21 protein-coding genes are annotated in these 16,268 nt (G+C 45.7%); 8 read left to right on the forward strand and 13 right to left on the reverse strand.

The annotated features are described in order from the left end of the window. Positions 1-8 precede the first annotated feature (8 nt). The gene (locus C9I92_RS15170) at positions 9-1,019 is read right to left on the reverse strand and encodes a phage major capsid protein, P2 family (RefSeq protein ID WP_047885872.1); all 1,011 of its coding nucleotides are present in this window, start codon (positions 1,017-1,019) and stop codon (positions 9-11) included. Next, positions 1,019-1,951: a GPO family capsid scaffolding protein gene (locus C9I92_RS15175; protein WP_047885873.1), complete on the reverse strand. Its 933-nt coding sequence runs from the start codon at positions 1,949-1,951 to the stop codon at positions 1,019-1,021. The genes C9I92_RS15170 and C9I92_RS15175 overlap by 1 nt, the downstream gene beginning before the upstream one ends. A gap of 175 nt (positions 1,952-2,126) precedes the next feature. Between C9I92_RS15175 and C9I92_RS15180 the strand changes: the two genes are divergently transcribed. Further along, entirely contained in the window at positions 2,127-3,911 is a 1,785-nt protein-coding gene (locus C9I92_RS15180) for a terminase large subunit domain-containing protein (RefSeq protein ID WP_047885874.1), read from the forward strand. After that, positions 3,908-4,930 (forward strand): phage portal protein, encoded by a 1,023-nt coding sequence (locus C9I92_RS15185; RefSeq protein ID WP_047886332.1) that lies wholly within the window; start codon positions 3,908-3,910, stop codon positions 4,928-4,930. Before C9I92_RS15180 ends, C9I92_RS15185 begins: the two co-directional genes overlap by 4 nt. A gap of 146 nt (positions 4,931-5,076) precedes the next feature. Here C9I92_RS15185 and C9I92_RS15190 read toward each other — a convergent pair whose 3' ends face one another. Continuing rightward, positions 5,077-5,700 carry a hypothetical protein gene (locus C9I92_RS15190; protein ID WP_047885875.1) on the reverse strand — a complete coding sequence of 208 codons (624 nt, stop codon included), beginning with the start codon at positions 5,698-5,700 and terminating at the stop codon, positions 5,077-5,079. A gap of 219 nt (positions 5,701-5,919) precedes the next feature. On the opposite strand from C9I92_RS15190, the gene C9I92_RS15195 reads away from it, so the two are divergent. After that, on the forward strand, positions 5,920-6,363 hold the full coding sequence (locus C9I92_RS15195) for an ogr/Delta-like zinc finger family protein (RefSeq protein WP_084712596.1): 444 nt from the start codon (positions 5,920-5,922) through the stop codon (positions 6,361-6,363). A 106-nt stretch (positions 6,364-6,469) separates the two neighbouring features. Here the strand turns inward: C9I92_RS15195 and C9I92_RS15200 are convergent, their stop codons facing one another. The 3 genes from C9I92_RS15200 to C9I92_RS15210 all read right to left on the reverse strand — a co-directional run bounded on the left by C9I92_RS15200 (position 6,470) and on the right by C9I92_RS15210 (position 9,324). Then, positions 6,470-6,676, reverse strand: coding sequence for a hypothetical protein (locus tag C9I92_RS15200; protein WP_047885876.1), 207 nt, complete (start codon positions 6,674-6,676; stop codon positions 6,470-6,472). 171 nt (positions 6,677-6,847) lie between these two features. Beyond that, entirely contained in the window at positions 6,848-7,030 is a 183-nt protein-coding gene (locus tag C9I92_RS15205) for a hypothetical protein (protein ID WP_047885877.1), read from the reverse strand. Further along, positions 7,012-9,324 (reverse strand): rolling circle replication-associated protein, encoded by a 2,313-nt coding sequence (locus C9I92_RS15210; protein WP_047885878.1) that lies wholly within the window; start codon positions 9,322-9,324, stop codon positions 7,012-7,014. Before C9I92_RS15210 ends, C9I92_RS15205 begins: the two co-directional genes overlap by 19 nt. A gap of 346 nt (positions 9,325-9,670) precedes the next feature. Here C9I92_RS15210 and C9I92_RS15215 point away from each other — a divergent pair, with 346 nt between their 5' ends. Beyond that, complete coding sequence (locus tag C9I92_RS15215) at positions 9,671-10,141, forward strand: hypothetical protein (protein ID WP_047885879.1); 471 nt, start codon at positions 9,671-9,673, stop codon at positions 10,139-10,141. A gap of 53 nt (positions 10,142-10,194) precedes the next feature. Here the strand turns inward: C9I92_RS15215 and C9I92_RS15220 are convergent, their stop codons facing one another. Genes C9I92_RS15220 through C9I92_RS15245 form a run of 6 tightly spaced genes read right to left on the reverse strand, consistent with a single transcriptional unit; the run spans position 10,195 to position 12,542 of the window. After that, complete coding sequence (locus C9I92_RS15220; RefSeq protein ID WP_047885880.1) at positions 10,195-10,422, reverse strand: hypothetical protein; 228 nt, start codon at positions 10,420-10,422, stop codon at positions 10,195-10,197. After that, a complete protein-coding gene (locus tag C9I92_RS15225; protein WP_047885881.1) occupies positions 10,419-10,835 on the reverse strand; it encodes a hypothetical protein in 417 nt (138 codons plus the stop codon). The genes C9I92_RS15220 and C9I92_RS15225 overlap by 4 nt, the downstream gene beginning before the upstream one ends. After that, a complete protein-coding gene (locus tag C9I92_RS15230) occupies positions 10,832-11,413 on the reverse strand; it encodes a hypothetical protein (RefSeq protein ID WP_047885882.1) in 582 nt (193 codons plus the stop codon). Before C9I92_RS15230 ends, C9I92_RS15225 begins: the two co-directional genes overlap by 4 nt. A 36-nt stretch (positions 11,414-11,449) precedes the next feature. Continuing rightward, positions 11,450-11,731: a hypothetical protein gene (locus tag C9I92_RS15235; protein ID WP_047885883.1), complete on the reverse strand. Its 282-nt coding sequence runs from the start codon at positions 11,729-11,731 to the stop codon at positions 11,450-11,452. A gap of 9 nt (positions 11,732-11,740) precedes the next feature. Further along, positions 11,741-12,286 (reverse strand): phage regulatory CII family protein, encoded by a 546-nt coding sequence (locus C9I92_RS15240; RefSeq protein ID WP_047885884.1) that lies wholly within the window; start codon positions 12,284-12,286, stop codon positions 11,741-11,743. 40 nt (positions 12,287-12,326) lie between these two features. Continuing rightward, complete coding sequence (locus C9I92_RS15245; RefSeq protein ID WP_047885885.1) at positions 12,327-12,542, reverse strand: hypothetical protein; 216 nt, start codon at positions 12,540-12,542, stop codon at positions 12,327-12,329. An 89-nt stretch (positions 12,543-12,631) separates the two neighbouring features. On the opposite strand from C9I92_RS15245, the gene C9I92_RS15250 reads away from it, so the two are divergent. The 4 genes from C9I92_RS15250 to C9I92_RS15265 all read left to right on the forward strand — a co-directional run bounded on the left by C9I92_RS15250 (position 12,632) and on the right by C9I92_RS15265 (position 15,687). Next, positions 12,632-13,222: a phage repressor protein CI gene (locus C9I92_RS15250; protein ID WP_047885886.1), complete on the forward strand. Its 591-nt coding sequence runs from the start codon at positions 12,632-12,634 to the stop codon at positions 13,220-13,222. 170 nt (positions 13,223-13,392) lie between these two features. Then, positions 13,393-14,442: a hypothetical protein gene (locus C9I92_RS15255; RefSeq protein WP_047885887.1), complete on the forward strand. Its 1,050-nt coding sequence runs from the start codon at positions 13,393-13,395 to the stop codon at positions 14,440-14,442. 1 nt (position 14,443) lies between these two features. Further along, positions 14,444-14,848: a hypothetical protein gene (locus C9I92_RS15260; protein ID WP_047885888.1), complete on the forward strand. Its 405-nt coding sequence runs from the start codon at positions 14,444-14,446 to the stop codon at positions 14,846-14,848. A gap of 2 nt (positions 14,849-14,850) precedes the next feature. Next, entirely contained in the window at positions 14,851-15,687 is an 837-nt protein-coding gene (locus C9I92_RS15265; RefSeq protein WP_053061870.1) for a hypothetical protein, read from the forward strand. 29 nt (positions 15,688-15,716) lie between these two features. Here C9I92_RS15265 and C9I92_RS15270 read toward each other — a convergent pair whose 3' ends face one another. After that, positions 15,717-16,067, reverse strand: a complete 351-nt coding sequence (locus tag C9I92_RS15270) for a Rap1a family protein (protein ID WP_047885889.1) — start codon at positions 16,065-16,067, stop codon at positions 15,717-15,719. Positions 16,068-16,268 lie beyond the last annotated feature (201 nt).

Below are 16,268 nucleotides of genomic sequence, written 5' to 3' on the forward strand. Positions count from 1 at the left end.
GCTATCCCCTACGCCGCCGGGGCTGGGTCAGCCACCGTGACTTCTTCGATAGCGGCAAACTTATTCAGGTTACCCACCGCGTAGCCTTCCATGCGGATGTGGCTACTCTCGAAACGCAACTTGTCTTCGTTGTTTTTCTGGCTACGCCACTGGGTGCCTTCCTGTGTCAGCACTTGCAGGTTCTTCAGGTTCGTTACCCAGACACCCTTTTTCGGGAAGAACGGCGGTTTGTAGGCTTGCTTACCCGCAATGGTTTTCGCCAGAGACTGCGCCGCTTTGTGCTCAGTCGGCGTTGCCGCGGCTTCCAGCAAACGGTGCTGCTCAGCAGCCACCAGGTCAGAGCCCACCAGAACAACCAGATCAGGGTCTTCCTGGTGCTCTGGCGCAATGGTGGTGTTGATCAGGTCTTGCACCAGTGAATCGAGGTTTTTATATGAACCTGCAGTGGCTCCTGTCGGGTCAAGTGTGGCGGCAGGCAGTACCTGCGCGGCTTGCTTTTCTTTCACGATAGTCAGCCAGCCCTTGTTCACATCCTGACCCAACGGGTTAGCAACGGGGTCTGTCGCAGCGGCAATGGAAGTACCGTTGAAGCCAACGCGCAACATGTCCAGCGCGAAGCGGCGGGCAATCGAGTTTTGCATCAACTTCAGCCATTCACCTTTCTGGCCAGAGTTAGCCCACTGCGTCATGGTTTCCCAATTAATATGGGCCCCGGAGTCTGTTTTCGTCAGCTCGTAGGTATTACCACTCTGGCCGGTTTCCACGCTGAAACGGCCATCCGATGAACGACCTGTTGAAAGGCCATCGTTACCGACATCAACCACCTGGCCTTTGATTTGCTGAACAGGCAACAGCGCAATCATTCCTAGGAAGGCATGAGACTGCATAATTGCCTGGCGCAACTTGGTTTCCATTGGCGCCGAGATGTTAAACAGCGTTGCACCAGATGTCGCTCCGGCAGCGGTTACCGTCGCGGCAGTGAACTCCAGGAGGTATTTCGTTGAAATAGCGTTAAGCATTAATACACCTCCATTGTGTCATTGCTGGTGCCTGAGTTACCCGGCGTTTGCCCCGGCACTTCCTGCTTCAGTTCGGCGAACTGGGCTTCAAGGCCAGTCAGTTTTTCTGCCAGCGGGTTAAGCTGCTTGGCCAGTTCAGCGGCTAATTGCTGGCTGAATTTTTTAGAGGCGTCATCGCCCTCGTCATCCTTTGGCTTTCCGCTCTGGCCATCTTCCGGTGGCGTTTCCGGATTGCCCGCAGAGAAGGTATTAAACTTCTCTTGCAGCGAGTCCAGCTGATCGCTGAACGGCTTAAAATGCTCAGCCAGCGCGGCTTTGAGTTGTTCTTCGGTCACGTCTGTGTCCTCGTCGTGCGGTGTTGCGGTTGAATGTGGAAATGGCGGTTGCCCGCCCTTGGAAAACCACTCAGCAATGGTGCTGAAGGCTTTCGCCAGTGCGCTGCGGTCATCACTTTCAACCGCGAAAAAATCGGAAGGGTTCAGTTCCTCAAGTTGGCTGTATTCACGTTCATGTGTTTGTTCGCCAATAGAGAACTTAAGACGAGCCGTTCCGGTGCTGGCCGGGGAGTCAGTCACTGCCAGCCCCATCAGGTAACAACGGCCTTCGCCTTTGTAATCAGGGTTAGGTTCAATGGAAGTGAATAGCTTCTGCCCGTCTTTGTTGGCTTCCAGCAGGTAGTCGTTGGCGGTCAGTTTGGCGAACAAGCGCAGTTTTCCTTTAAATTTTGCTGCCTTTACTTCGTCAACTGTTCCCCAGTTTTTCCCTTCAAACGGTGCCCATGACGAGCGGAAATGCTCAGGCCATATCAATGCGGTGTATTCATCTGTCGAATACAATGCGGCCATGTCATTAATCCAATTAGCCGTAATCGTGCGACCGTCTACGGTTGCCCCTTCCGTTGCTACGATTACCCAGCCCGTTTGCTTACTCATCGAATCCCAATTCCGTCGTTAGTCAGTCATTTTCCTATCAGTCACGACGAAGGTTACGCCTTTGAGAGCAAGCATTCATTCAATTGAATTCCTTGAAATTCGGATATAAGCCTCATCCGAAATTAGTGGAATTTCAGTGAGTCATACGCCTTATTCAGAAGCGTATGATTGCGGCATGGCATATTCACCTGAAGTTAGACAAGCCGCGAAAGCGCTTTATTTAAAGGCGTGGACGCCACAAGAGATCGCTGCCGAACTTGGCCTCACTAATGAACGCATTGTTTATTACTGGGCTGACAAATTCGGCTGGCGGGATATGTTGCGTGAATTCACTGTTGATGAAGCAATCGCAACCCGTATTCAAACCCTGCTGGATACCCCGGACCCAACGACGCGCCAGCTGGACATGCTCGACCGGCTGATAAAGCACCACACCAACCTGAAAAAGCTTCGGACACAGGAGAAAAACAGACAGGAACCCGGATCGAACAACAGCAATAACCGTTCGAATTCAGCCAGCAAAGAAAGCACTTCCGGCAGCCGCGACAACCTGAAAAAACGCAAAGGGAAAGGAAAGAAAAACGACATCAGCGAAATAACCGCTGATCACTTTAAAGACTGGCATGCCTCGCTGTTCAAGTACCAGCTGGTTATGCGTGAAAACCTCAAACAGCGGATCAGGAATATCCTGAAGTCTCGCCAAATTGGGGCGACCTACTATTTCAGTGGTGAAGCACTGGAAGATGCCATTCTGACCGGCGACAACCAGATATTCCTGTCCGCCTCCCGCGCTCAGGCTGAAGTATTCCGCAGCTACATTGTGTCAATCGCCAAAGAGTTCCTGGGCGTTGAGCTGACTGGCAACCCGATCATTCTCTCAAACGGGGCCGAGCTGCGTTTTCTGTCGACCAACAGCAAAACCGCCCAGAGTTACCATGGCCACGTTTATGTTGACGAATATTTCTGGATCCCAAAGTTTGATGAACTGAACAAACTGGCCTCCGCCATGGCTACCCATAAAAAGTGGCGGAAAACCTATTTCAGTACCCCATCAGCCAAAACCCATCAGGCGTATCCGTTCTGGACCGGGGACAGCTGGAAGAAAGGCAAGGAAGCACGGGAAAGACTGGATTTCCCAACCTTTGATGAATACCGGGACGGCGGCCGCCTGTGCCCCGACAGGCAATGGCGTTACGTGGTCACGATTGAAGATGCCGCTAACGGTGGTTGTGGCCTGTTCGATATTGATGAACTGCGCGACGAATACAGCGAAGACGACTTCAATAACCTGTTCATGTGTGTGTTTGTGGATGGCTCAATGTCCGTCTTCAAGTTCAGCCACATGGAACGCTGCATGGTCGATACCTCCCATTGGCAGGACTTCAAACCCGGCACGCCTCGCCCCTTTGAAAACCGTGAGGTCTGGCTGGGGTATGACCCGTCACGAACACGGGATAACGCCTGCCTGGTTGTGGTCGCCCCGCCCATTGTGGCACCCGAGAAATTCCGGGTACTAGAAAAGCACTACTGGCGCGGGCTTAACTTCCAATACCAGGCCGAGCAAATTGACAAAGTCTTCGAGCGATACAACGTCACCTACATCGGCATTGATACCACGGGCATTGGTAGCGGCGTATGGGATTTGATTAGCGCGACCCACCCACGGGAAGCGGTGGCCATTCACTATAACCCCGAAAGCAAAACCCGGATGGTGCTGAAAATGGCAGATGTGATAGAAGCCAACCGCCTGCAGTACGACGCCGAGCACAAAGACATTTCCATGGCCTTCATGGCCATTAAGCGGGTAACCACCAACAGTGGCAATGGCATTACCTATAAAGCAGAACGCAGTGAAATGACCGGCCATGCCGATGCCTTCTGGGCACTGGCTCACGCCCTGATCAATGAACCGCTTAACCATACCAAACAACGAAAATCGACATGGGCCACAGCAGCATGACAGAAGCACAACACCCAGAGCAGCAGACAGAAACCGAACTGCCGGCAGCATCCTGCTACAGCGTTGACAGCTACGCCGAACCGGTAGACGCCGGACGCTGGCTAACCGAATACAGCGAACTGTTTTACAACGACATGGACGACTACTGGGAACCGCCCATTTCCCCCAGTGGTCTGGCGCAAATTGCCCGAGCCAACGCTTACCACGGCAGCGCTCTGATTGCCCGCGCTAACCATGTTACAGGACGATTCATTAATGGCGGCGAGATGCGTAAGCGCCAGTTTCAGGGGTTCAGCCGTGATTACTTCACCTTCGGCCACGGTGCGCTGCTGAAAATTCGCGATCACTTCCGCCGCGTTGTGCGGTTAGAGCACATTTCGTCAATGTACTTACGGCGCCGTAAGAACGGCAGCTGGCGATTCCTTCTACGCGATAACCAATTCAAAGACTACAACGAGAATGACATTATCTGGCTAGGCCAGTATGACCCGCAGCAGCAAATCTATGGCATGCCGGACTACCTTGGCAGCATTCAAAGCAGCCTGCTCAATGAAGATGCCACCCTGTTCCGCCGCCGGTACTACAAAAACGGTGCCCACATGGGCTTTATCTTCTATGCGACAGACCCGAACCTTAGCCCGGAAGATGAAGAAATGATGAAGCGAACCATCGCCAGCAGTAAGGGCGTGGGCAACTTCCGCAGCATGTTTGTGAATGTGCCCAACGGCAAAGAGAAAGGCATTCAGCTGATCCCCGTTGGCGACATTGCCACCAAAGACGAGTTCGAGCGCATCAAAAATATTACCGCGCAGGACATTCTGGTGGGCCACCGTTACCCACCCGGTAAAAGCGGAATGATTCCACAAGGCATGGCCAGTTTTGGCGACGCTGAGAAGGTAGGTCGTGAATACGCGAGGGACGAAATTATTCCGGTTTGCGAACTGATTATGGATGAAGTGAACAACGACCGGGAAATTCCCAAATCGCTGCATTTGGAATTCAACTTGGATTTAGAATAAGGCCGCAAATGCGGCCTTTATTGTTTATTTCCTGCGGGAAAGAGCGCCTATTAGAAGTAGAACGACACCGATAACCATCGCGACCATAGGAAAGCTGATACAAAAGAGTAAAAACAATAAGACAAATATGAGTTTAATCGCATCCATTACCATTCCTCCCTAGGAAGTCCACATTTCTCATTAAACTCCTGCAACTGGTCATATCGAATTAAACTATCAGGGCCTAGCTCTTCTCTATATGCACGAATAAGTCCGTCAACACAGTCTTCCGCTGTTGCATATAGAGGTCGTGATTCGCTGATTTTCATGGTTTTGCTGAAGGCGTTTTGACCAGCTAGTATCAAGCCATCAAAATCCAATCCATCAAGCCGTTCAGCAACACTTTGCTTTACTTGCTCTTTCACAGTGATCAACGATGCAAACTTATCCATACGAGATAAATCTACCAACTTTTTCACTTCAGGTTTCGTAAGGTTAGGGTCGGATTCAACATAGGCATGAAGGAGAACTTGGTTAGCAGCGATAGCTCCTAAATAACGATCATGGTCTGTATCCCTTGATTCAAGAAGTTCGCTCAAAGATTCGACCAATGAATCATACGAGCCACCATCTATTTCAGGTTCAAAAACATAATTAAACAACCCCACAGGCCACATCAACCCTTCCGTGAAGTGATCTTTCCCGAAGCTGTCTCGCTCGCTTGTCGTAAAAATGGAGTACCCCGTAACAACAAATGATACAAAAATGTATAAACCTAATAACTGTTTCATAAATCAGTCCGTACAATATGAGTTAAATTATGATTATTCGAAGTTTTTAGGGGGTTAGTGTATATCTACAATCTCCTTATTTATATAACTAGCAGCACATATCAGTTATTTGATATGCCACAAAAACTATTGAGGCAGGGGATTTCAGAAACACTCAACTGTACATAAATACAGGCATACCTTACCATTGAAGCAGTCAGTCAACAGGTTAAGTCAGTTATGCGAGTTCTCTGCAAATGCGGTTCTCGCGCCATTATCAGTCGCAGTGAAGCAGTAACGGATGATTGCGCGAACCTTCTGTGTTCATGTACCGACCCGGAATGCGGTCATACCTTTGTCAGCCCCTTGGGCTATAAACATTCCTTAGTACAATCGAAGATGAGTACGGCGGCTACGGTTCCCCATGTGAACGGTAGCCGCGTGACTTGTGGGTGTGGTGATCGTGCGGTGATTACAAAAACGAATCGTTTAACAAATGATTGCGCAGACCTCTACTACCTATGCAAAAATCCGGCATGCGGCCATAGATTCGTGATGTCTTTATACTACAGCCACAGCCTTAGCCCCTCTTCGAGAGCATCAGAACAATTAGCTGTCGCGCTGGTAAAAACTTTATCTGTAAAAGGCGCTAAGCAATTACGCGAACAACTAGCCATGTTTTAACAAAATCAACATAGCGTCACTGTAAAAATCAGCTCTGGCCAATAAAAGGGATTAAGCAGATAAAGACAAGATTCTGTTATTACGGTGGATTTAAGTTTTTGCCATTTCACTTGTTGTTTTTACAAACGTCCGAAGCCTCTGAAAGCATTGCTTTTACCATCTTCATTTGAGCCGCATCGAGCGGCTTTTTTCTGTCCTTCATTACCAGTTCCACCAGGTATACACCAACCTCGGTTCTGTCTTCGCCGTAAGTTTTTGCGGCTAAGGCCTCAACTATAAAATCAATCGCCTGCCAACTGATTGAATGCGCCATGTACAGTACTCCTTGCCTCAAGCACTGTATGAATATACAGTAATATTAATCAATGTGCAGCACGTGTAGTTAAAAAAGTGACTCAACCAACTGATTTTGATGATGGTTTAATCAAAAAGCCCAGATTAGAAATTTGCGATGGCTGCAAGCGTCATCGGTACTGTATTCAAATTAACCTTCCGCCTCTTCCGTGGGCGCTAGCGGATCAAGCACAAAATCAGATTGAGTGGTCTTGTGAGCAGTGTACACCTTGGCCTGAACGTCAGCCTTTTCATGATCTTGAGAAGCAGCGCGCTCGGCGTTCTCCCTAATTTGTTGACGAAGAACCTTCAGCCCTAATCCATCAAAACACATAAATACTCCTCCGAATGTATAGCAGATAGCAGTTTGTCCTGATCTTCTTCAGGGCAATCCTGCTCATAGCGATTAAAGAACGCAGCCCAATAGTCATTACTGGTTCTTTGTGATGCTAAATTACTGACAAAACCACGCCAGTAGCTCCGTTGCTGCTGCAGCGTATTTGCCATTTGTAAACGCAACATACGCTGATAGTTAATATCAGACTCGACTTCTTCCAACCGGTTATGAACATACTCAAGCCTGGCAAGTTGCTCATCAGTTAAATCAAGATCATCCCGCAGCGCTTTATGCTCTACCCTTAACTGCCGAACCAGCTCGTCTTTGGCCCGCTCCAGCTCATCTTTTATGGCTTCATTTCTACTATTCGCCTGCCATTGACGACAGTTAAACGCCCAACCTAAGAAATTATCGAAATTCTCAGTCGAGTTACTTCCGGAGAAAGTGATTTGGTAATGACCCACAGCTCTGACACCACGGTCACGGCGTTCCTCTCTGACCTGCTCAATTTCAGCATCAAGCGCAAGCATCCTGCTTTTATACTTCTCGATACGTGAAAAGCGCTGCTCTTCAGAAAGCTTTTTGTTATTACGCGTGATTTGATGGATTCGCTTTGTCTCTTTCAGCTTGATACGAGCACGACGTTCGAGTTCTTCATAGTGGGCATTCTTTCTTGCCAGTTTTTCTTCACACTCAGCAATAATCGCCGCCATATTATCGGCCTGGAAACTTGCCACATTTTCCCAGTCAACCGCCCTAGCAGATGCCCCAATTCCATAACGGTTGCCACGAATCATGCCTTGATTCCCATTTTTACCTTTTGTGGTGTAGCCGACAGCTTTAACCAGATACCCTGCCCCTGCTTTGGCGTACCGAATTCGTTCTAGCTTCGCAAAGCCATTACCCCATAGTCGCTCCAGTCGGCCGGCCCAAGCATAGAAATGAGTTTCCGGCACTTTCCAACGCATCAGTAAATGGACATGAGGGTTGGGCAATCCATCTTCATTGGCTGGCATTTCAGCCACCCAACAGTAATCCAACGGAACAGACCGTTTTTTAAAAACATTCTTTTTCACTTCCTTCCAGCGTGGATTCTGAAAGATCTTGTCCTTAGCGTCACCGCGACGAATAGGTGTGAATGGACCATCGGCAATTACTTTCCCGCACTTTTCCCCCGCCTCCCGAACCGGACTCCGGCCTCTTTTAACGCGAGCCGGCATAAAATCAGGAACCCAACCGCGCTGATATGTTTTTTGCGCCAAGTCGATAAACCGGCTGACTTCGTTGCCAATTGATGAATCGGGATGATAGTCACGAATTTTCGTCCATGGGCCTTCAGCCCGGATGCTGGGCGCACCAAGTTCAAAAACTTCCTGACCCGTAAAGTCTGTTTCTCCGGTTGATTTCATCGCCCCCATATTGATGGCAGCCAGTTCTCCAGCTTTGCCCATGTCATCTAACCAGGTGAAATTGCCACTGGCTTTCAAACGATAAGGTTCTCGGCCATGAGGACCCATCACCACGATAGTGCCGCAGACACCCGGCTTGATACGATTTTTGGTTTGAGGCTTGCTGGTAAGAATGCGTTCCCGTTGCTCATCATCAAACGTTAACGTCGTGAATGTTGTATACCCTCCGCGCAGTACCTGCAAATAAGCACCGGATTCAAAAATTTTCCGGACTGCACGCTCAGTTAGCTGTTCAGTGAACCGATCACCTGCCTGAGGTGGCGGAGCTTCTGACGTGCGAGCCTGGGCCTCAACACGAATACGCCATTCATTCGACCAATCGCGATGCTGCAACCTGGCCATTACTGGCGCATTCTCAACAAACCCATGGGCCTGCAAACATTTCACCGGGTTTTTCTGCCAATCCAGATGGATCGGAGTAAACGTCAGTGGCTTCACAACCTCTAATGGCTTGGGTTCCCCGTTTAAGTGCCGAGGCAACCGAGACAGCAAGTTTGCCCACTTCGTTAGCCGGTTACGCTTGGCTTGAGTGGTGAGTGTCGCCCTCTTAGCGGCTAATTCCTCCCTTGTCGGACTTTTGCGCCACTGGACAAGGCTATTATCCCCAGCCGCTTCGCGACTGCCCTGCGGGGCTGATTCCGGTGGAAGTTTTGGATCGAAGTAGCCGAGTGCACGTTTTAAAATTTTGTCGTCAGAATGATCGGCAAGAAAGAATTCAGCTTTGCTAATGGCTGCCGGTTGGGCAGATGTGAATTGTCGGATTTCTTTAGGTGCAAAAAAACCGAGAGTCTTCTCGGTATGTTCAATTACATTCAAGCTCACGATGAATGCCTCCCAGCTAACCAAAAATTTAATTTGTAAAACTTTTCACACTATTTTTATTAATGTGATTTATTTTTCCATTTCCTTCGTTTATCCCCAATAAGCACAAATATCCCCCAATAGTCACAAACAATCTAATCGTCGGATAAGTTCCCCGTAACGTGGGGAAGACGGCCCACTGTCGCAGCTGGCACGCGTTAGCTAAGATGCTTTTGTCATCAACCACCCAGCTAAAGGAGAGCCAAATGTCTGGTTTTACTGATAAACGTTCAAACAATGATTCAGATAAGTTCCATGTGCCACAACGCGAAATCCCACCACCACCAACCAAAAATAAGGATTAAATATGTCGAGGCATGACACCCAATTTAAAATTCGTTACTCCAATCGGTTAGAGCAAATGAATGCTTGTTTCTATTCTCGATTAGATTCAGCAATGTCTATCCTACAAATTTTTCTAGGGTCTGCCGTTGTATCCAGTACTCAATTCAACACTGTAATTGGGCTGTTCATTGCTTTGATTGCCGCAATCACACATACCGTTAAACCAGCAATAAAAGCTATTCATTCTGAGTATCAACATAAAAAATATGTTGAGCTTCTAACACAAGAGCCAACATGTGATGATGCATTACTTGCTCAGTACAAAACGATCCAGAGTCAAGATAACGCTGTACTACAAATCTTTGACTCAGCTGCTTATGTGAGAGCAGGTATCGAGCTTGGTTGTGATGTTTCTAACATCACACTAACGAGACTCGAAATTGTTATGTCTTTTCTTGCTGGTGAATCCCTCTCAAGAACAAATAACAAGTAATCTCACGCCCCTTTTGGGGCGTTACTTTTATCTCCCGCCAGACAATCACCCACTCATAACTCAGCGAACTCCTGTGTATCGCAAATCAAAAAACCGCCGCTATTTTCGCCTTTCAGCAACACGCCATTTTTTGCATGAGTACATTCCAGCACTTCGCAGGCGTTTTGAATGGCCAGTTCGAGAGATTCAAACTCACCCAGCTGCAGGTTCATTACTTCTTCGGTTGTTGCGTTACGTGTAATACCACCATCGGCACCAAGAAAAACAGCGAGGTAATTCATGCCACTACCTCGCTCAACGAATTGTTGTGATGAACATCGTTGGTTTCCTGCCACCACGTTTCAATAACGGAAGGAACGGTGATTTGGCGATTATGGGCAGCCGTGAAAAACAAACCGCGAATAGCGCCCAATGCCTGAACTTCTAACTCAGAACCTGATTCCGCGTGATTAAACACACACATCCAGAACGCAAACCACCCGGCAAAAATCTTGTTTGGCTGAATTAACGTTGCGTCGTGAGCAACATGAAAGGATTGTACTTTCACCGTATCAAGCGCGAACCATTCACCAGAGACATCATGGATGTATTGAAAGATATTCACGAAAACATCCACTTCGGCAGAGGTTAAACCAACAGAATCCAGCGATTCGGTCAGTTCATTAGCTGCTACCATAATGTGGGATTGGCTCATGCTTCACCCCCTGCGACAAAACCACGAATCAGTTCAGGGGTAGCCAGCCCAACCATGCCATAGGTTTCGTTTTCCAGCGCTTCAGCCAGAAGTTCAACCTCTGGGATATTTTGAGTATTCACATGACGGATTTCATAAAAGTTCAGCATTTGAGTGCCAGAGAACGGATGGGTTTCAGCGAATGTCGCCAGGTCATCCAGCGATTGAATGTTCAATACCGGCTTGGCTGGCTGCGCTTTGGCTTCAGCAACCAGTTCAATCAAATCATCTTCAATATCGAGTAGCTGTTGCAGTGGCGTCGCATTGTCTTTAATACGGTTGCGATTCAGATAGAACTTCGCTTCATAGTCGTTCCCCGATACCACTTGCGATTGCCAGTTAATATCAAACGCTCGCACAGAAAATTGAGCCGTGTACGGCAGAAACTCAACCAAAATTTTAATGATTTGGTGATGGGAAATAGCCAACCCCATGATCTCTTGAATCACGTCCAAACATTCACGGTGTTGGTTTTCTTGTTCGATAAAACACTCAAGAGATTGAGTGGATGCCTGACATGTAACGGTTCCCTGATTCATGATGCTCTCCTGACCAACTGATGCCCTGAGGGGCTGTTATCGAAATTCTTTTAAAGAGTGATGAGCCAATGGTTTCAAAGCATCGGCCAAAAGATTGATTGCCCGGTGAAGCGCCTTGCGTTCGTGCATGGTCATTTCATGCAGCTTCAAGGTGATATGACGTTGCTTTAAGCCCGCGGAAAAACACAATGTACGTTTTACCGACTCTTCCAAGTTGTCGTAACTCAGGCCAAGCCGGGTTTCGCAATTAAACAGTGCGTGGCACTTTGCAATAGAGTCTGACGCGGGACGAACAGGTGCAGAGTGAAAGCGTTGCATTGCAACCTCCTAAGAAAGGCCAGGAATGGGCATAACACCCAATGCATCGACAGCGCATGAAAGCACCGGTACCGCTTGAAACTTGCCCTCGACTTCATTCATGAGCATCACGAGTTCACGTACCGCACTTTGCGCGCGTTTAACCACTTGTTCTTTGGTGCGACGGTTAACTCGGTTAGTGGCGTTGATTTGAAGCGTATGAGCACTGAGCTCACCGGTTGCCGCATTAATTTCGAGCATTCGTTCAGGAAGCGTTCGCTTCAGGCTTTCAACCTGCCCAGCCGGCAGCGGTACCGCTGTAAGCCCCAGCTCTAGCAACAGGCCATCAACCATTTGCAAGTCCATTGCCCCGGTTTGAGGGTTCAGGGTGGCTTTGGTCAGTAACAGCAGCTCTTCTACAAACAGCTTATGAGGTTTGTTGGCATCGAGCTTGTTGCACTGCATTTGAGCATCTAGGCCGAACTTAGCAGCCAGATGCTTAATGACATGATCTTTACTGAAAGTGGTGCATGCGTTGAGGAACGCAGTATGTTTAGGGCATTCATTTGCAGACATAGTGGACTCCCATCCCCATTGCTATATTCAAATGACTTAGTTAGAACACCTGCGAATCCGCTTCTTTAACTAGCGCCAGCATGTTAATGAGCGGTTTTTCTTTTGGCTTACCGGGTGTTTTGGGGCGAATTGGGAGACGGCCTTCATGGAGCATTTTGTTGACCTGACCAATGGCTATACCCGTGATATCAGAGAACTTTTGAACTGTGACGTACGGTGAAAGTGGTGCACTAAAAACTATTGATGTTGATTCCATGGTGGTATCCTTTAACGTCATTCAGATTACTTCTTATCACTCGAATTTGCAGCATTCAAAGTGAACTCAAATGGGATACTAGATCGTTTATGAGTCATAATCAAGCTCATTTAAGTCCTCCATCGTATGATGGCGGTCGCAAAATCACAGAAAGATTACTTAAAGTAACTGGTTGCAGCAGCTTCAACCAGCTTGCTGAATATTTTGGAATCCCTAAGTCGACCATCGCTACGTGGCATCAACGCGAGATGACTCCTTTTGAAATAGCAACAAGGACTCATTTGAGTCTTGGCGTTTCACTTTCCTGGTTACTATTAGGTGAAGGGGAAATGTATGAAAGGGGTAAACCATCCAACTCGACAGACAATGTTGAGCTCCCCTACTTCAAACTCAAGAACGGCGAGCTCTTCGATAAAGGCAAGATGTTTTTTGATCCGCAGTTTCTGGAAGGGATGCCTGAATCAGAGCACTTGATGCTGGTTGAGTATGAGGGGCAGAAGCTGTTTGTGGATACGAGCAAGAACAAAGCGATCAGTGGCCAATACCTGATCAACATCGACGGTGATGTATCACTCAACTCAATGCAGAAGTTACCAGGAAACATGGTGGCGATAGAATTCTCTCAATCTACTGTTCAGCTGAATGAGGGAGATGTTGTGGTTGTTGGGAAGGTTCAATAAAGCAATCCGATATTAGCGTTTAATTATTGCCCTCACAAAACTGACACCAGACAAGAGATAACCAACAAGTACATGAATCACCCAGCTGTAACATACTTTGTGACGATGCACATTGAAGCATATTGAATGTCAACATATAATGCAATTAGGGACATATTAGAGACATAACAATGAATCAGCCAGCAAATACTACTGTGGTAAATACTGCTCCAAACAATCAGCTCGAACAACTGTTGAATGGACTTGAGCAGACAGAAAACCTTGCATACACCAGGATAGTTGGTCGAACTTATGGCTTTGAAACTTCTAACCAATTGAAAAGAACTATAGAGAAGTTTAAGTCAGATATTCTATCTTCTGAGAGCTCTAAAGCAAAATGTACAGTTGATTCACTGGAAAAAATAGTCGATAGGGTTATTTGCTTCTCCGATCATCAGTATCGAATAGCCAAGCTTGACCCTAAAACAATGGCTGATGTCAGAAAAGCGGTTTTAGCTTATGATTTAAATAAGAATCCCAATACATACAGCAAGGTTTATCCATGTAAGGTCGATTTTGAAAAAAACTCGAAAGCACCTACAGGTGATTTTCTCTGTAAAATTACGGATTCAGGTGACGGAGTTTTATGTATTTTCGCTACTGTTATTAAAGAAAAAGTACATAAATATTCATCTATGTCAAGTTTAATGGTTAACAAGCAATACTTTAATTGTGTGTTTATCCCTTATAACGAAAATTTTATTGAGTTTTTAGTTACAAGAGATGTAAACCAAAAACAAATCGGTCGGTTTTTTAATAAGCTTGAAACAGAATTTATTAACATTATCAATATCCCAGGCGTGAAAGGAAAGTTAGAGTATGTAAACTTTCATAAGGCAATTATTAATTATTTCAAAGATAAAAAGTCTGGTCGAGTACCACATGCTATTTTATCTCCTGATGGCAACTCCAGGGATGCACATCTAAAAGACTTACAGAGTAAAACATATTGTGCTAGAACTCAAAGAGTCGAAGATGAAGAAAAGAAATTAACATATATATGCCGTTCTATTCTCATTCGATGGAAATATCACAACGATAAGAATCATGAGGTAGAAATGGGTATTTTCCCAACTAGGCATGATTGGGAAAATAAAGAGTGTTATGATTTCTACATAAAAAAACCAAGTGATAGTCTAAGCTTACTGAACATAATCAAAGATATTATATCAAGGTCATAATATGACTATTAAGAAGATAAAAGAAAAGGTTTATAACATTGATGTATGCATCGGCAACAATGCCGATGCAGTAGACCACCTTAAAAGTTTTATTTCTTATGTGGAAAACAATGAACACGTAAACTATTTTCCTTTAACTAGACTAATGGAAGCATCTAACTGTAACTCCCCAATAGATGCACTTCAAGTTGCAATATTTTTCAGTTCAGCTGAACAACAACTATTAGATATAACCTTCTGTTATTTTGATTATGATGGTGAAGAGATTGAGGTAGATGTTGAAAGTTTTAGAGAAGCCTTAGCTAATAATACACCACCTTACTCTGTCGAAACTGGTTTGCCAATTGATGACTTTGAGCCTAGAAGGCTTGGTTTTTTTTGTATGCTGAATGAAGAAATGTTGTAATTATGGTCAAGCATAGATCTTCACAAGAGCTTTTTGAGGCCTATCATGAACATCCAGACTTTAATAACCTTTTATTAGAATTAACTGAAAGGCTTCCAAACTCACCTTATGATAAGTTTGTTTTTCAACTGCATAATCATATAAATCAAATAATTATTAATCTTGAAAAGACAAAAGATAAATACTCTTCTTTTGATGAGGATTCTATAACCAACTATATATGCTCAAATCTTGATTCAATGGGTTATACTGCATCTGAACAAACAAAACAAGTAGGAGCCGTTGATCTAACTGTTAAGGAAGGTGATTACACTTGGATCGCTGAAGCTAAAATAGATTATCACAACACAAAGATACTTGAAGGTTTAATACAATTATTAACACGCTATATTACAAGAGACAAAAAAGCAGGCTTCTTTGTTTATTTTAAAGGGAAAAATTTCAATAAAAGAGTATCTAGCTTTATTCATTATCTAAAAGACGAGAAATTGTGGTCTGAACATACTAATAAAAAACCACCAGAACTCGCTGAAGAATGTAAATCCATTTTTCGTACCATCGAGGTTATTAAAGAAAATGAAAGCTATTTAGAGTGTAAATTTCAATGTCCTGGAGTGGAGAACATTGCTGTTAGATGTTTCTTTGTGAATCTCTCTTTTTGGCCTGCTGATACTTCTGCTGAGAAAGCTAACTATATTAGAACTAATAATGCAGAGCACGAACTAACCGAATTTTACTTTGATTTGTTAGATTCTGACTCTGAAATAGATAAACACAAACTTCTTAGTATATTAGAGAGAAAGTTTCGAAATATTGATCCCGACGATTTTAGATCATAGAAATGATATACATAAGCCGCTGACACGGCTTATTGAGTCATGCTATCCGGGCAATAAGATGACAGATAGGCATTGATCACCACTTTTCCTGCCGGCTCCTTTGGTTTATCCAATGCCTTTACTGAGTTTAATATCTTGCTCGCTATTTCATGATTTGTCGTAGTCCCCTCTACTCGACAAGGACCAACTCGTGAGATAGCCCTTTGCCCTTCTAATCCATCGGCTATACCAAGTATGTAGAGCATAGCAAATTGAAAGCCTTTATCCCCTTGCTCACTAATGACAATTAACCTGTCCGTTTTCATCCCCGTCCAGGCGACTTCTTGCGCGTGGGTATGACATGTGAAAAATAACGCTATGGCTAGTATCCAATTTTTCATTGCTTACCTCGTTCATGCCAAAAAAATTGCAAGCCCAGCGAGGCTTATCCACACGCATCCATCGGGTTGAACAAGCCACTCGTTGCTTTTATGTTTGAGGTTTCTGCAAAGTAATTTCATCCCGCCTCCCTTTGGTTTCTATCAGCCAGTTAACGTCGATAACTCCTGTAAATCCATTTATTAAGCGTAAGATTGCGTCGC

Origin of the sequence: Photobacterium ganghwense (genome assembly GCF_003025595.1) — a bacterium.
In the GTDB taxonomy this organism is placed as follows: domain Bacteria; phylum Pseudomonadota; class Gammaproteobacteria; order Enterobacterales; family Vibrionaceae; genus Photobacterium; species Photobacterium ganghwense.

What these genes read in the sequence shown, in the direction of transcription:
- C9I92_RS15255 (WP_047885887.1), top strand. Translation starts at nt 13,393, where the DNA reads ATGAATCAGCCAGCAAATACTACTGTGGTAAATACTGCTCCAAACAAT.
- C9I92_RS15185 (WP_047886332.1), top strand. Translation starts at nt 3,908, where the DNA reads ATGACAGAAGCACAACACCCAGAGCAGCAGACAGAAACCGAACTGCCG.
- C9I92_RS15235 (WP_047885883.1), bottom strand. Translation starts at nt 11,731, where the DNA reads ATGCAACGCTTTCACTCTGCACCTGTTCGTCCCGCGTCAGACTCTATT.
- C9I92_RS15170 (WP_047885872.1), bottom strand. Translation starts at nt 1,019, where the DNA reads ATGCTTAACGCTATTTCAACGAAATACCTCCTGGAGTTCACTGCCGCG.
- C9I92_RS15225 (WP_047885881.1), bottom strand. Translation starts at nt 10,835, where the DNA reads ATGAGCCAATCCCACATTATGGTAGCAGCTAATGAACTGACCGAATCG.
- C9I92_RS15200 (WP_047885876.1), bottom strand. Translation starts at nt 6,676, where the DNA reads ATGGCGCATTCAATCAGTTGGCAGGCGATTGATTTTATAGTTGAGGCC.
- C9I92_RS15175 (WP_047885873.1), bottom strand. Translation starts at nt 1,951, where the DNA reads ATGAGTAAGCAAACGGGCTGGGTAATCGTAGCAACGGAAGGGGCAACC.
- C9I92_RS15190 (WP_047885875.1), bottom strand. Translation starts at nt 5,700, where the DNA reads ATGAAACAGTTATTAGGTTTATACATTTTTGTATCATTTGTTGTTACG.
- C9I92_RS15260 (WP_047885888.1), top strand. Translation starts at nt 14,444, where the DNA reads ATGACTATTAAGAAGATAAAAGAAAAGGTTTATAACATTGATGTATGC.
- C9I92_RS15195 (WP_084712596.1), top strand. Translation starts at nt 5,920, where the DNA reads ATGCGAGTTCTCTGCAAATGCGGTTCTCGCGCCATTATCAGTCGCAGT.
- C9I92_RS15215 (WP_047885879.1), top strand. Translation starts at nt 9,671, where the DNA reads ATGTCGAGGCATGACACCCAATTTAAAATTCGTTACTCCAATCGGTTA.
- C9I92_RS15245 (WP_047885885.1), bottom strand. Translation starts at nt 12,542, where the DNA reads ATGGAATCAACATCAATAGTTTTTAGTGCACCACTTTCACCGTACGTC.
- C9I92_RS15180 (WP_047885874.1), top strand. Translation starts at nt 2,127, where the DNA reads ATGGCATATTCACCTGAAGTTAGACAAGCCGCGAAAGCGCTTTATTTA.
- C9I92_RS15250 (WP_047885886.1), top strand. Translation starts at nt 12,632, where the DNA reads ATGAGTCATAATCAAGCTCATTTAAGTCCTCCATCGTATGATGGCGGT.
- C9I92_RS15205 (WP_047885877.1), bottom strand. Translation starts at nt 7,030, where the DNA reads ATGTGTTTTGATGGATTAGGGCTGAAGGTTCTTCGTCAACAAATTAGG.
- C9I92_RS15220 (WP_047885880.1), bottom strand. Translation starts at nt 10,422, where the DNA reads ATGAATTACCTCGCTGTTTTTCTTGGTGCCGATGGTGGTATTACACGT.
- C9I92_RS15270 (WP_047885889.1), bottom strand. Translation starts at nt 16,067, where the DNA reads ATGAAAAATTGGATACTAGCCATAGCGTTATTTTTCACATGTCATACC.
- C9I92_RS15230 (WP_047885882.1), bottom strand. Translation starts at nt 11,413, where the DNA reads ATGAATCAGGGAACCGTTACATGTCAGGCATCCACTCAATCTCTTGAG.
- C9I92_RS15265 (WP_053061870.1), top strand. Translation starts at nt 14,851, where the DNA reads ATGGTCAAGCATAGATCTTCACAAGAGCTTTTTGAGGCCTATCATGAA.
- C9I92_RS15240 (WP_047885884.1), bottom strand. Translation starts at nt 12,286, where the DNA reads ATGTCTGCAAATGAATGCCCTAAACATACTGCGTTCCTCAACGCATGC.